11 protein-coding genes are annotated in these 13,321 nt (G+C 68.2%); 9 read left to right on the forward strand and 2 right to left on the reverse strand.

The genetic code is table 11. The annotated features are described in order from the left end of the window. Window positions 1-45 precede the first annotated feature (45 nt). The 4 genes from VLK31_RS24060 (at window position 46) to VLK31_RS24075 (ending at window position 6,211) form a co-directional block, all read left to right on the forward strand. Window positions 46-1,389, forward strand: a complete 1,344-nt coding sequence (locus VLK31_RS24060) for an MFS transporter (protein ID WP_409170982.1) — start codon at window positions 46-48, stop codon at window positions 1,387-1,389. A gap of 204 nt (window positions 1,390-1,593) precedes the next feature. Further along, window positions 1,594-2,703: a uroporphyrinogen decarboxylase gene (hemE, locus tag VLK31_RS24065; protein ID WP_409170983.1), complete on the forward strand. Its 1,110-nt coding sequence runs from the start codon at window positions 1,594-1,596 to the stop codon at window positions 2,701-2,703. 453 nt (window positions 2,704-3,156) lie between these two features. Continuing rightward, window positions 3,157-5,256, forward strand: a complete 2,100-nt coding sequence (priA, locus tag VLK31_RS24070) for a primosomal protein N' (protein ID WP_409171115.1) — start codon at window positions 3,157-3,159, stop codon at window positions 5,254-5,256. A 49-nt stretch (window positions 5,257-5,305) separates the two neighbouring features. Further along, window positions 5,306-6,211, forward strand: a complete 906-nt coding sequence (locus tag VLK31_RS24075; RefSeq protein ID WP_409170984.1) for a hypothetical protein — start codon at window positions 5,306-5,308, stop codon at window positions 6,209-6,211. A 51-nt stretch (window positions 6,212-6,262) separates the two neighbouring features. On the opposite strand, the gene VLK31_RS24080 is transcribed toward VLK31_RS24075, so the two are convergent. Beyond that, complete coding sequence (locus VLK31_RS24080) at window positions 6,263-6,472, reverse strand: hypothetical protein (protein ID WP_409170985.1); 210 nt, start codon at window positions 6,470-6,472, stop codon at window positions 6,263-6,265. A gap of 244 nt (window positions 6,473-6,716) precedes the next feature. Between VLK31_RS24080 and VLK31_RS24085 the strand changes: the two genes are divergently transcribed. Continuing rightward, entirely contained in the window at window positions 6,717-7,460 is a 744-nt protein-coding gene (locus tag VLK31_RS24085) for a hypothetical protein (protein ID WP_409170986.1), read from the forward strand. Window positions 7,461-7,484: 24 nt separating this feature from the next. Here the strand turns inward: VLK31_RS24085 and VLK31_RS24090 are convergent, their stop codons facing one another. Beyond that, window positions 7,485-8,525: an AEC family transporter gene (locus tag VLK31_RS24090; protein WP_409170987.1), complete on the reverse strand. Its 1,041-nt coding sequence runs from the start codon at window positions 8,523-8,525 to the stop codon at window positions 7,485-7,487. Between the two features lie 149 nt (window positions 8,526-8,674). On the opposite strand from VLK31_RS24090, the gene VLK31_RS24095 reads away from it, so the two are divergent. Genes VLK31_RS24095 through nadE form a run of 4 tightly spaced genes read left to right on the forward strand, consistent with a single transcriptional unit; the run spans window position 8,675 to window position 13,318 of the window. Then, a complete protein-coding gene (locus VLK31_RS24095; protein ID WP_409170988.1) occupies window positions 8,675-10,771 on the forward strand; it encodes an ATP-dependent helicase in 2,097 nt (698 codons plus the stop codon). Continuing rightward, complete coding sequence (locus tag VLK31_RS24100) at window positions 10,768-11,247, forward strand: hypothetical protein (RefSeq protein ID WP_409170989.1); 480 nt, start codon at window positions 10,768-10,770, stop codon at window positions 11,245-11,247. Before VLK31_RS24095 ends, VLK31_RS24100 begins: the two co-directional genes overlap by 4 nt. Then, a complete protein-coding gene (locus tag VLK31_RS24105; protein WP_409170990.1) occupies window positions 11,244-12,413 on the forward strand; it encodes a phospholipase A in 1,170 nt (389 codons plus the stop codon). Before VLK31_RS24100 ends, VLK31_RS24105 begins: the two co-directional genes overlap by 4 nt. A gap of 29 nt (window positions 12,414-12,442) precedes the next feature. Beyond that, window positions 12,443-13,318: an ammonia-dependent NAD(+) synthetase gene (gene nadE, locus VLK31_RS24110; protein WP_409170991.1), complete on the forward strand. Its 876-nt coding sequence runs from the start codon at window positions 12,443-12,445 to the stop codon at window positions 13,316-13,318. Window positions 13,319-13,321: the final 3 nt, after the last annotated feature.

The raw sequence follows: 13,321 nt of genomic DNA on the forward strand, positions 1-13,321 counted from the left end.
CCCGGCCTACCCTTGGCGACCACAAACGCCACAGGGGACAAGAACATGAGCACCGCGCCTTCCACAGCGCCGCAAGGCGCGCCCGGCCACGCCGCCACCGGCATCGCCTCCTCGTCGAAAGTCGCCACCGTTTTGCGCGTGACCGGCGGCAACTTCATGGAGATGTTCGACTTCTTCCTGTTCGGCTTTTATGCCACGCAGATATCGAAGGCGTTCTTCCCCGCGGGCAACGAGTTCGCCTCGCTGATGCTCACCTTCATGACCTTCGGTGCGGGCTTTCTGATGCGTCCGCTGGGCGCGATTTTCCTGGGCGCCTATGTGGACCGCGTGGGCCGGCGCAAGGGCCTGATCGTCACGCTCGCGCTGATGGCCGTGGGCACGCTGCTCATTGCCTGCGTGCCTTCCTACGCCACCATCGGCCTGGCCGCGCCGCTGCTGGTGCTCACCGGGCGGCTGCTGCAGGGCTTCTCGGCCGGCGTGGAGCTGGGCGGCGTGTCGGTCTACCTGTCGGAGATGGCCACGCCGGGCCACAAGGGCTTCTACGTGAGCTGGCAGTCGGCCAGCCAGCAGGTGGCCATCGTGGTGGCGGCAGCGCTGGGCTACTGGCTCAACGTGACCTACACCTCGCAGGAAATCGGCGACTTCTACTGGCGCGTGCCCTTCTTCGTGGGCTGCATGATCGTGCCGGTGCTGTTCATCATTCGCCGCTCGCTGCAGGAGACCGAGGAGTTCATGGCGCGCAAGCACCGCCCCGACGCGCGCGAAATCTTTCGCTCGATGGTGGCCAACTGGGGCCTGGTGGTGGCCGGGATGATGCTGGTGTCGATGACCACCGTGTCGTTCTATCTGATCACCGTGTACACGCCCACCTTCGGCAAGGCCGTGCTGCACCTGAGCACCACCGACGCGCTCATCGTCACGCTGTGCGTGGCGGTCTCCAACTTCATCTGGCTGCCGATCATGGGCGCGCTGTCGGACCGCGTGGGGCGCAAGCCGCTGCTCATTCTGTTCACCGTGCTGACCATCCTCACCGCCTACCCCTCGCTCAAGTGGCTGGTGGGCGCGCCGAGCTTCGTGCGCATGCTCGAAGTGGAGCTGTGGCTGTCGTTTTTGTACGCGAGCTACAACGGCGCGATGGTGGTGGCGCTGACCGAGGTGATGCCGGTGAACGTGCGCACCGCCGGCTTCTCGCTGGCCTACAGCCTGGCCACCGCGCTGTTCGGCGGCTTCACGCCGGCCATTGCCACCGGGCTGATCGAGATGACCGGCGACAAGGGCGCGCCGGGCCTGTGGATGACGGCGGCCGCCATCTGCGGGCTGGTTGCCACGCTGGTGCTGTACCGACGCAACGTGAGCGCGGCGGACACGCGGCGCGTGCCAGCGGTTTGAGTGTGGTGCGCGCCCGCCGACGGTAGCGCTCGCTCAAAACCTCAGAGCAGCAGTTGATCGACTGATCACCGGGAGCGTGCCCTGCGCACGCGCCCCTGCGCCCGCGCCCCCGTGCACCCGCCCCCGTACGACACGCCCCTGTCCACACACCCACGAACCGCACATTCGAACCTACCAAGCGCGCCCCCCTGCGACAATCGCCGGATGCCTTTCGCCCCCCTGCAAAACGACACCTTCCTGCGCGCCTGCTGGCGCCAGGCCACGGATCACACCCCCGTCTGGCTCATGCGCCAGGCCGGCCGCTACCTCCCCGAGTACGTCGCCACCCGCGCCAAGGCCGGCAGCTTCATGGGCCTGGCCACCAACACCGACTACGCCACCGAAGTCACGCTGCAGCCCCTGGCGCGCTACCCGCTCGACGCGGCCATCCTGTTCTCCGACATCCTCACCGTGCCCGACGCCATGGGCCTGGGCCTGTCGTTCGAGGCCGGCGAAGGCCCCCGCTTCGCGCGCCCGGTGCGCGACGAAGCCGCCGTGGCCGCGCTCGAAGTGCCCGACATGGAAAAGCTGCGCTACGTGTTCAGCGCCGTGGCCTCCATCCGCCAGGCGCTGGCCGGCCGCGTGCCGCTCATCGGCTTTTCGGGCAGCCCCTGGACGCTGGCCTGCTACATGGTGGAAGGCGCCGGCTCCAGCGACTACCGCCTGGTCAAAAGCATGATGTACAGCCGCCCCGACCTGATGCACCGCATCCTCGCGGTCAACGCCGACTCGGTTGCGGCTTACCTCAACGCCCAGATCGACGCCGGCGCGCAGGCCGTGATGGTGTTCGACAGCTGGGGCGGCGTGCTGGCCGACGGTGCGTTCCAGGAGTTCAGCCTGGCCTACACCGCCCGCGTGCTGGCCGGCCTGAAGCGCACCGGCGCCGACGGCCAGCCGGTGCCGCGCATCGTGTTCACCAAGGGCGGCGGCCTGTGGCTGGAAGCCATGCGCGAGCTCGACTGCGAGGTGCTTGGTGTCGACTGGACGGTGAACCTTGGCTCGGCGCGCCGCCAGGTCGCGGAAGGAACAGACGCCAAGGCCAAGGCGCTGCAGGGCAACATCGACCCGAACGTGCTGTTCGCGCCGCCCGCGCAAATAGAGGCAGAGGTGGCCAAGGTGCTGAAGGCCTTCGGCACGCCGCACGCAGACCCGCATGCCAAGGGACCGACCCACATTTTCAACCTGGGCCACGGCATCAGCCAGTTCACGCCGCCGGACCATGTGGCGGCGCTGGTGCAGGCGGTGCACAGCCAATCGCGCGCCCTGCGCGTTTGAAACTGTGACCTGGGGGGCGGTCCGCGCAGCGGCGCCGGGCCGCTCCAAAAACCGGGCCCCGGGCGTTTGTCAAGCGCAAAAACGGTATATGGGTACTGACTTATGCACAAAACCCGTGTTGCAGTGCGCAAGATGTTCCAAGCCCCCGACCCCTTTGCTCCCAAAGCAATAGCACTTCTAAGTCGTTGATTCATATAGGTTTTGAGTTTTGCGTTTTTTCCGGGCATTTCGGCGGAAGCCTTGATTTGCAAGGCTTGGCGGCGCGTGGAGCGTTGTTGTCAACAAAGTTATCCACAGAAACGCTGGACAGATTCCAAAGCACTGGAAAATCAACGACTTAAGCGCTTTTGCTCCAAGCCGCATTAACAAACCTTGCCAAGAAGGACACCCATCTCCACCGCCACCCTGCCCCCAGCTGGTGCTTTCGAGCCGACGAACGGTCACCCCGCCGCCCTGCCGTGGCGGCTGGACATCGCGGTGCAAACCCCCGCGCATGCCGCGCTGGGCGACCTGCTGAGCTACGCCAGCGCCGCGCCTTTGCCGCCCGGCACGCTGGTGCGGGTGCCGCTGGGCAAGCGAGAGGTGCTGGGCGTGGTGTGGAACCCGCCGACCTCGCTCGAAGGCGCCGAGCCCGACATGGCGCTCAAGCCCGTGGGCGCGGCGCTCGACGGGCTGGAGCCGCTGGGCGAGACCTGGCGCGACCTGGTGGCCTTTGCCGCGCGCTACTACCAGCGCTCCATCGGCGAGATTGCGCTGGCCGCGCTGCCGCCGCAGCTGCGCGACCTGAGCACCACGCAGCTGGCGCGCCGGCTCAAGCGCAAGACCACGGCGGGGCCGGTGGCCGAGACCGCTGAGTCGTCGAACCTGATTGCACTGAGCGCGGAGCAGACAGCCGCGCTGGCCCGCATCGAGGCCGAAACCGGCACCTTTTTGCTGGTCGGCAGCACCGGCAGCGGCAAGACCGAGGTGTACCTGCGCTGCGTGGCCGACCTGCTGGCGCGCGACCCCGAAGCTCAGGCGCTGGTGATGGTGCCCGAGATCAACCTCACGCCGCAATTGGAAGCCCGTTTCAAGGCCCGCTTCGGCGACGAGGCGGTGGTGTCGCTGCACAGCGGCATGACCAACCCCCAGCGCCTGGCCAGCTGGCTGGCCGCGCACAACGGCGCGGCGCGCATCGTGCTGGGCACGCGCATGGCGGTGTTCGCGTCCATTCCGGGCCTGCGGCTGGTGGTGGTCGACGAAGAGCACGACCCCAGCTACAAGCAGCAGGAAGGCGCGCGCTACTCCGCGCGCGACCTCGCCGTGTGGCGCGGCCAGCGCGAAAAGGCCAAGGTGATCCTGGGCTCGGCCACGCCCTCGCTCGAAAGCTGGCACCACAGCCGCCCCCCCGAAGGCGACGACCCGGGCGGGCGCTATGTGCGCCTGGCCATGCCCTCGCGCATTGGCGCGGGCGAGCTGCCCACGGTGCGGCTGGTCGACATGAACCTGCAGCCGCCCAAGACGGTGATCTCCGGCGTGCTGCTCGACGCCATTGGCCAGCGCATTGCGCGCGGCGAGCAGAGCATGATTTTTCTGAACCGCCGCGGCTACGCGCCGGTGCTGGCCTGCGGCGACTGCGGCTGGAAAAGCGAGTGCCCGCACTGCAGCGCTTTTCGCGTGTTCCACAAGATCGACCGCACGCTGCGCTGCCACCACTGCGGCTTTACCGAGCGCGTGCCGCGCGCCTGCCCGGCCTGCGGCAACCCCGACATCGCCCCCGTGGGCCGCGGCACCGAGCGGCTCGAAGAGCACCTGACCGAGCTGTTCGCGGCCGTGAAGCACCCCGACGGCAGCCCCGTGCGCATCGCGCGCATCGACGCCGACAGCACCAAGAAGCAGGGCGCGCTCGAGTCGCAACTGGCGGCGGTGCACGCCGGCGAGGTCGACGTGCTGGTCGGCACGCAGATGATTGCCAAGGGCCACGACTTTCGCCGCATCACGCTGGTGGCCGCGGTGAACCCCGACGGCGCGCTGTTCTCCAGCGACTTCCGCGCACCGGAGCGGTTGTTCAGCCTGCTGATGCAGTCCGCCGGCCGCGCGGGCCGTGATGCCGCCTACCTGGCGGCGCAGGGCAGCCGCGCCGAGATGTGGATCCAGACGCACCATGCGCAGCACCCGCTGTTCACGGCGCTGCGCCAGCACGACTACGCCGCCTTCGCGCAGCAGCAGCTCGACGAGCGCCGCGCCGCCGCCATGCCGCCCTTCGCCTTCCAGGCGCTGCTGCGGGCCGACGCGCGCGAGCAGGCGGTGGCGCAGGCCTTCTTGAACATGGCCGCCGACCGGGCCGAGGCGCTGCCCGGCGCCGACCTGGTCACGCGCTACCCGGCGGTGCCGCTCACCATTCAGCGCGTGGCCAATGTGGAGCGCGCGCAGATGCTCATCGAAAGCCCCTCGCGCGCCGCGCTGCAGCGCCTGCTGGTGCTGTGGCAGCCGCTGCTGCATGAACTGCGGCGAACGCCCGAGGGCAAGGGCGTGATCCGCTGGCTCGTCGACGTCGATCCGCACAGCATCTGAGCCGGTTGTCCTGCAAGGCTTGCGCGCGCGCTTGAACAAGGTGGGTGCCATGAATACTCTTCACACCCCTTTGGCGTCTTCAGCGTCCTTGGCACGGCGCCCGGTCGCAGGGCTGCTGATTGCGGCAGCCTTGGCGCTGTCGCCTTTGGCGGCACTGGCCCAGCAAGCGGCGGACGGCGGCGGTGCGGCGTTGCGCGCCAAAGTCGATGCGCTGAAGCCGCAGCTCGCGCGCAATGCCTTCAAGCGACCGCTGACCATCGAGTCGAGTGAATCGCCCGAGCGCCTGAGCGGCGACGTGTATGCGCTGGTCGACCATCCGTTCAACCAGGTGAGCGGTGCGCTGCGCGAGCCGGCGGCGTGGTGCCAGGTGCTGATGCTGCACCTGAACATCAAGCATTGCTCCGTGAAGGGCGGCGGCGCCGCGCTGGCGGTGGCGGCGGGCCGCAAGTTCGACCAGCCGCTGTCGGACGCGCAGCAGATCGACTTTGCCTACAGCGTGGCCAAGGCCGACGCCAACTACCTGAACGTGCGCCTGAGCGCGGCCACCGGGCCGCTCTCCACGCGGGACTACAACATCGTGCTGGAGGCCACACCCGCCGACAACGGCAAGACCGCCCTGCACATGAGCTATGCCTACGCCTACGGCACCGCGGCGCGGCTGGCCATGAAGGGCTACTTGGCCACGGTGGGCAGCGACAAGGTGGGCTTTACTTCGAAGGACGGCGGCGCGTACATCGGCGGGGTACGCGGCGTGGTCGAGCGCAACACCATGCGCTACTACCTGGCCATCGACAGCTACCTGGACGCGCCGGCCTCGGGCCAGCTGGAGCAGCGCCTGGGCGCATGGTTCGACGCCACCGAGCAGTACGCGCAACAGCTGCACGAGGTCGACCGCAACGACTATCTGACCATGAAGCGCCACGAGTTCCAGCGGCTGCAGTCGGGGGCTTCCTGAGCGCTTGCCGCGGTGCCTGAGCGCTTGCCGCGGTGCCTGAGAGCGCGGTTGTCAGTGGTAGCCGGTGGGCTCCTTGCCCATGTCGACGTAGCGCAGCTCGTTGTGCCGGCGGCGCACGATGCTGGCCGGCCATGCGAACACCACCAGGCTGAGCGCACCCAGTGCAATGGCTGTGGCAGTGCCGTATGTGCCCGCGTGCCAAAACCAGCCGACGGCGGCGAGCCAGGAAAACCACAGCAGGATGCGAACCAGTATTGCCATTGCGCGCCCCATTCACATCTTTGACCTGGAAGCACTGTAGCAGCGCAACTGCAAACCGAAGCATTCATCTGAAGCCATAGCGCGCGCTATGCCTTCTGGCCTGCCTTGGCTTACCCGAAATTTTGTGAAAAAAGGGTTGACGCCATACCCCTCGCTACTCAAGCTGTAAAGGCGTGAACCCGCCGCCGGGTTGGCGTTCCAAGCATGCTCGTCCGTCGCAAAACAAGGTCCCGCAAAGGTCGCCATGAAACCGCCGTCGCTCTCGGGTTGGGTTCTGTCTGTCGCGTGCTGCGTCGCTGGCCTCGTCAGCGCTGTGCCAGCTGGCGCGGCCGAACTGGCGCTGCAGGGCAACCGGCTCGTGGTGTCGGGCATGCTGGACGGCACGGCCGTGAAGGAATTTGCCGACCAGCTGGGTGGTGGCGCGGTGCGCACCGTGGTGTTCGAGGACTCGTTCGGCGGCACCGCCGAAGCGGCTGGCGCCTATGCCGACGCCATTCGCGCGAGCGGCGCACAAACCGAGGTGCGGGGCCAGTGCATGGCCGCCTGCGCCTACGCCTTCCTGGCCGGCAAGACCCACCGCTTCGGCTACGGCGCGCAGGTCAACGGCATCTTGCTGCCGGTGGCCGTGCGGCCCACGGCCGCCGAACTGGCGGTGCGATGGCGCGGTGACGAAACCCACAAGACGCTGGCCGACTTCACGCCGCCGGCCGCCACGGTGGCCGTGGCTACATCGGCTATATCGGCTACAGCGTCCACCACCGAAGCTGCAGCCAAGCCGGTGGACGCCAGCGTGAAGGAAGTGAAGGACACCCGAGACACGCACGACAACTGGCAGCCCGACCACGGCGTGCTCTTCACCGCCAGCCCCACGCTGTTCGGCCGGGTCTACAACGCCTACTACTGCGACGGCACGCAGGGCCGCGACTTCTCCAAGTGCGAGCGCCTGCCCGACGCGGACCCGTACAAGCTGGGCGTGCTCACGCCCTGACTACGAGCTGGGCGTGCTCACGCCCTAGGGTCTGTTCAGCAGCCCGACCGCCAGCGGAAAGCTGAAGAAGGCCACCACCGTCGTCCACAGAATGATGCGGGCGATGCGCCCGTTGTCCGCACCGAAGCGTTCGGCCAGCATCGACACATTGCTTGCGCTGGGCAACGCAGCCACCAGCACGATCACCACCAGCGCCGGCTGCGCCAGCGGCAGCCCCAGCGCCATGGCGCCCAGCCCCAGGCCCCACACCAGCAGCGGGTGCACCAGCAGCTTGACCGCCACCACGGGCAGCACGTCGGCCCACGGTGCCTTTCGTGCGGCCTTCATCAGGCTTGTGGTGCCCATGGCCTGCGCCACCGCCTCGCTGGCACCGTGCTCGCGCGCCAGCAGCGCCGAGCGCGCCAGCACCGCGCCAATGGTGAACAGCGCCACCGGCGAGGCCGCGTCGGCCAGCATGGCCACGGTGCGCTCCAGCGGCCCCGGCAGCGGCCAGCGCGCGGCCGACAGCAGCACGCCCAGCAAGATGGACCACGGCATCGGGTTGACCAGAATGCCGCGCAAGGCCTTGCGCGCGGCCAGCGTGGCGCCCTGCCGCGCCGAGCCGTCCGGGCCCAGGGCGCCGTCCAGCCGCGACAGCGCAATGCACAGCGACGAAGTCACCACCAGGTCGAACGCGATGGTAATGATCATCGGCCCCGCCGCCTGCGCGCCCAGCAGCGCCACCAGCAGCGGCACGCCCATGAAGCCGGTGTTGGGAAACGCCGCCACCAGCGCGCCGAAGGCCGCGTCGTTCCAGCCGATGCGCGCATTGCGGGTGAACACCACCACGCCCGCCACCACCGCCAGCGCGCACACGCCCCACACGAGCGCCACGCTGCCGTCCAGCAGTTGCCCGATGGGCGTGCCCGCGCCAAACCGCAGCAGCATGCACGGCAAAGCGAAATACAGCACGAAGCTGTTGAGGCCGGGAATCGCGTCCAGCGGCAGGATGCGCGCGCGGGCGGCGGCATAGCCGGCCGCGATTAACGCGAAGAAAGGGAAAGTAACAAGGAAGACAGGCAGCACCGGGCGATTGTCGTTGCGTTGCAGCAGCGCCGCAGAGTGCCCGACGACGTGTCCCGCCTACAACCCTGTGCAGGCCCTCCCCCGTATCATTGCCCGCTTTTGCGCTCACGCCCCGCGTGCGGCGCTTTCCGGTTCCCCCTCCCCCACCCATGTCCCACGGTCTCAATCTCGCGCAGCAGGAAGCTGTCAATTACCTGCACGGTCCCTGTCTGGTGCTCGCAGGCGCAGGCTCCGGCAAGACGCGGGTGATCACGCACAAGATCGGCCGCCTCATTCAGGCCGGCATGGCGCCGCAGCGCATCGCGGCCATCACCTTCACCAACAAGGCGGCCGCTGAAATGCGCGAGCGCGCCAAGGACCTCATCGGCAAGGACGCGCGCAAGGTGGTGGTGTGCACCTTTCACGCGCTGGGCGTGCGCATGATGCGCGAAGACGGCGCGGTGCTCGGCCTGAAGAAGGCCTTCAGCATTCTGGACAGCGACGACGTCACCAAGATCCTGAAAGACGCCGGCGGAACCACCGACGCGGCCACCGCCCGCATCTGGCAGTGGACCATCAGCAAGTGGAAGAACATGGGCCTGAACGCGGCCCAGGCCGAGGCCGCCGCGGCGGACGACAACGAGCGCATCACCGCCAAGATCATGGGCCGCTACGAAGAGCGCCTGCAGGCCTACCAGAGCGTGGACTTCGACGACCTGATCGGCATGCCGCTGAAGCTGCTCTATGAATTTCCGGAAGTGCGCGCCAAGTGGCAGGCCGCGCTGGGCCACATCCTGGTGGACGAATACCAGGACACCAACGCCACCCAGTACGACGTGCTGAAAGCGCTGGCCGGCGAAACCGGCCAGTTCACCGCGGTGGGCGACGACGACCAGTCGATCTACGGCTGGCGCGGCGCCACGCTGGACAACCTGCGCAAGCTGCCGGTCGACTACCCGCAGCTCAAGGTCATCAAGCTGGAGCAGAACTACCGCTCCACCAGCGCCATCCTGCGCGCGGCCAACAACGTGATCGGCCCCAACCCCAAGCTGTTTCCCAAGACGCTGTTCTCCGAACTGGGCGAAGGCGAGCCGGTGCGCATCGTGGACGCCGACAGCGAGGTGCACGAGGCAGAGCGCGCCGTGGCGCGCATCGTGAGCATCCGCGCGGGCGACGCCATCACGCAGGGCAAGCAGCACAAGGAGTTTCGCGACTTCGCAATTTTGTACCGCGCCAACCACCAGGCGCGCGTTTTCGAGCAGGCGCTGCGCAAGGCGCAGATTCCGTACAAGGTGTCGGGCGGCCAGAGCTTCTTCGACCGCGCCGAAATCAAGGACCTGTGCGGTTGGTTCCGCCTGTGGGTCAACAACGACGACGACCCGGCTTTCCTGCGCGCCATCACCACGCCCAAGCGCGGCATCGGCCACACCACGCTGGCCAGCCTGGGCACCTTTGCAAGCCAGTACAAGCTGAGCCTGTTCGAGGCGCTGTTCAGCCCGTCGCTGCCCAGCGTGATGCCCAAGCGCACGCTGGAAGGCATTCACGAATTCGGCCGCTACATCAACGACCTGGAATACCGCGCGCGCCGCACCATGGGTGCCGAAGACTCGCGCGCCTTCATGCTCGAATGGCTGAAGGAAATCGACTACGAAAAGCACTTGTACGACGGCGAAGACAGCGAGGCCGCCGCGGCATCGCGCTGGACCAACGTGCTCGACTTCGTCGACTGGATGTCGCAGCGCGCCGGCGGCACGCTGGACGACACCTCGGGCGCCGACAGCAACATAGAGACCGAGCGCAAGAGCCTGCTCGAGGTGGCGCAGACCATCTCGCTGCTCTCCACCATCAGCGAGCGCCAGCAAGACCAGGACGTGGTGACGCTGTCGACCCTGCACGCCTCCAAGGGCCTCGAATGGCCGCACGTGATGCTCATCGGCGTGACCGAGGGCCTGCTGCCCTTCAAGCTCGACGACGACAGCGGCCGCCAGCAGGTGGTGAGCGAAGAAACGCAGCAGCGCCTGCAGGAAGAGCGCCGCCTGATGTACGTGGGCATCACCCGCGCCCAGCGCAGCCTGGCCGTGAGCTGGACCAAGAAGCGCAAGCAGGGCCGCGAGATGGTGCCCTGCATTCCAAGCCGCTTCATTGCCGAGATGGGCCTGAACAAGGAAACCATCAAGGAAGACCCGCGCGAAAAGCTCAAGGCGCTGCGCGCGGAGTTCGCGCGCAAGGCCCAGGAGAGCGCTGCCAAAGCGGCCGCCACGCTATGAAAAAGTTTTTTGCCAATGCGGCCACCGTGCTGCGTGGGGGCGCTCTGCTCGCCACCTTCGCCCTCGCGGGCTGCGCCATCGGCCGCGGCAACCCCGACTGCCCCACCGACGCGCGCGAGCTGCCCCTGCCCTCGCTTTACGGCCGCTGGGAGGCCCGCTTCGACGGCCTGCCCGCCGTGGCCGCCGTGCAACTGGGCAAGCACCCCGACTACGACGGCGTGCGCGGCACCATCACGCGCAACCCGAACAACCCCGCCAGGTCCACGGTGGCGCAACTCGCCGGCGACGTGGACGACGAAGGCGCGCTCTCCATCGACGAATCGCAGGACGGCCGCGCCATCAGCGGCGTCTGGTCGGGCAAGCTGCAGGCCCGCTCGTGCGGCCGTGAATTCCGGGGCACCTGGCGCAACGCCGCCGACGACAGCACCCACCCGTTCGTGCTCACCAAGACCGCCGCCCCGCAAGGAAAGCCATGAAACCCCAACGATTCCATTTCAAGCCGGCCCGGCTCGCGGCCCTGGCCGCCTGCCTGGGCGGCGCGGCCGTGGCGCATGCGCAGGCCGTGGACAAGCCCGCCAGCCCGCTGGCCGACGCGCAGCTCACCTGGCAGCAGTGCAGTGCGCTGGGCGCCAACAACGAGGCCCGCCTGGCCTGCTTCGACCGCTGGGCGCAGCAGCAGACGCTGCCCTCGGTGTCGGTGCCCGTGGCGCCGCCGGTGCTGGCCGCCACGCAACCGCCGGTGGACGCCTCCATTCCCGCCACGCGCGTGGTCTCGGTGGCCACCACCGAGGGCTGCCGCGACCGCCAGTACTCCACGCTCTCGCGCTTCTGGGAGCTGGAGAACGCCACCGACTGCGGCACCTTCGGCTTTCGCGGCTACCGCCCGCTGAACGTGTCGGTCTCGGCCGCCACCAAGAAACCCGAGACACCCACCTCGCCCTCGGCCGACCACACCGGCACCCCGGTGGCCTACCAGGCCAACGAGATGCGCATCGGCCTGTCGGTGCGCACCAAGCTCGCGCAGGGCCTGCTCACGCAGAACGACCCGACCAAGAAAGACTCGCTGTGGTTCGCCTACAGCCAGCAGTCGACCTGGCAGCTGTTCAACGGCGCCATCTCGCGGCCGTTTCGCACCACCGACCACGAGCCCGAGCTGATGTATGTCTACCCGACCGACTTCAAGCTGCCCGGCGGCTGGCGCTGGCGCTACACCGGGCTGGGCATCGTGCACCAGTCCAACGGCCAGAGCCTGCCGCTGTCGCGCAGCTGGAACCGCGTGTACCTGATGGGCGGCGCCGAACTGGACGACCGCTTCACCATCACCGGGCGCATCTGGAAGCGCATTTCCGAGAACGCCGCCAAGGACGACAACCCCGACATTGCCGACTACATCGGCCGCGCCGAACTCACCGGCCGCTGGAACTTCAACCGCGACAACCAGTTCGGCATCACGGTGCGCAACAACCTGCGCGACAGCGGCCGCGGCTCCATTCGCCTCGAATGGCTCAAGGCCATCGGTGACCCGACCAAGAGCAACCTGCGCTTCCACACGCAGCTGTTCTCGGGCTACGGCGACACGCTGGTCGACTACAACCGCAAGCGCACGGTGCTCAGCATCGGCCTGAGCCTCGTCGATTTCTGATTCCACTCATCCTCACGCCGTTGCACACCATGAGCGAAGACCTGACCCCCGCCGACGACACGCAACGCGACATCATCGCGGCTCTGCATGTGGCGCCCGTGTTCGATGCCGCAACGGAGCTGGCGCGCCGCATCGACTTTCTCGCCAGCTACCTGAAGCAGACCGGCCTGAAGACGCTGGTGCTGGGCATCAGCGGCGGTGTCGATTCGCTGACCGCCGGCTGCCTTGCGCAGCGCGCCGTCGAGCAACTGCGCGCGCAGGGCCACGGCGCCACCTTCATCGCCATGCGCCTGCCCTACGGCGTGCAGAAGGACGAGGCCGAGGCGCAGGCCTCGCTGGCCGTCATCAAGCCCGACCGCACCATCACCGTGGACATTCGCCCCGCGGCCGACGGCATGCTGGCCGCGCTGAAGGCCGGCGAGCTGAAGTTTCGCGACGCGGCGCATGAAGACTTCGTGCTCGGCAACATCAAGGCGCGCGAGCGCATGGTGGCGCAGTTTGCGGTGGCGGGCGCGCATGACGGCATCGTCATCGGCACCGACCATGCGGCCGAGGCACTGATGGGCTTCTTCACCAAGTTCGGCGACGGCGCGGCCGACATCACGCCGCTCACCGGGCTGAACAAGCGCCGCGTGCGCGCGGTGGCGCAACTGCTGGGCGCGCCCGACGCGCTGGTCTACAAGGTGCCCACGGCCGACCTCGAATCGCTGGTGCCGGGCAAGCCCGACGAAGACGCGTTCGGCGTCACCTATGCGCAGATCGACGACTTTCTGGAAGGCAAGCCGGTGTCGGCCCGGGCGCGCGAGATCATCGTGGCGACGCACCGCAAGAGCGCCCACAAGCGCGCGCTGCCGGTGGAGCCCACGCCACCAGGCGCAGCGAGCGCACCAGGCACCGCGAGCTGACCC

Origin of the sequence: Variovorax sp. H27-G14, assembly GCF_046156345.1 — a bacterium.
In the GTDB taxonomy this organism is placed as follows: Bacteria; Pseudomonadota; Gammaproteobacteria; order Burkholderiales; family Burkholderiaceae_C; genus Variovorax.

Bases quoted from the DNA above. Each gene is read 5' to 3' on its own strand.
- VLK31_RS24060 (WP_409170982.1), top strand. From the start codon at position 46: ATGAGCACCGCGCCTTCCACAGCGCCGCAAGGCGCGCCCGGCCACGCC.
- hemE (WP_409170983.1), top strand. From the start codon at position 1,594: ATGCCTTTCGCCCCCCTGCAAAACGACACCTTCCTGCGCGCCTGCTGG.
- VLK31_RS24075 (WP_409170984.1), top strand. From the start codon at position 5,306: ATGAATACTCTTCACACCCCTTTGGCGTCTTCAGCGTCCTTGGCACGG.
- VLK31_RS24080 (WP_409170985.1), bottom strand. From the start codon at position 6,472: ATGGCAATACTGGTTCGCATCCTGCTGTGGTTTTCCTGGCTCGCCGCC.
- VLK31_RS24085 (WP_409170986.1), top strand. From the start codon at position 6,717: ATGAAACCGCCGTCGCTCTCGGGTTGGGTTCTGTCTGTCGCGTGCTGC.
- VLK31_RS24095 (WP_409170988.1), top strand. From the start codon at position 8,675: ATGTCCCACGGTCTCAATCTCGCGCAGCAGGAAGCTGTCAATTACCTG.
- VLK31_RS24100 (WP_409170989.1), top strand. From the start codon at position 10,768: ATGAAAAAGTTTTTTGCCAATGCGGCCACCGTGCTGCGTGGGGGCGCT.
- VLK31_RS24105 (WP_409170990.1), top strand. From the start codon at position 11,244: ATGAAACCCCAACGATTCCATTTCAAGCCGGCCCGGCTCGCGGCCCTG.
- nadE (WP_409170991.1), top strand. From the start codon at position 12,443: ATGAGCGAAGACCTGACCCCCGCCGACGACACGCAACGCGACATCATC.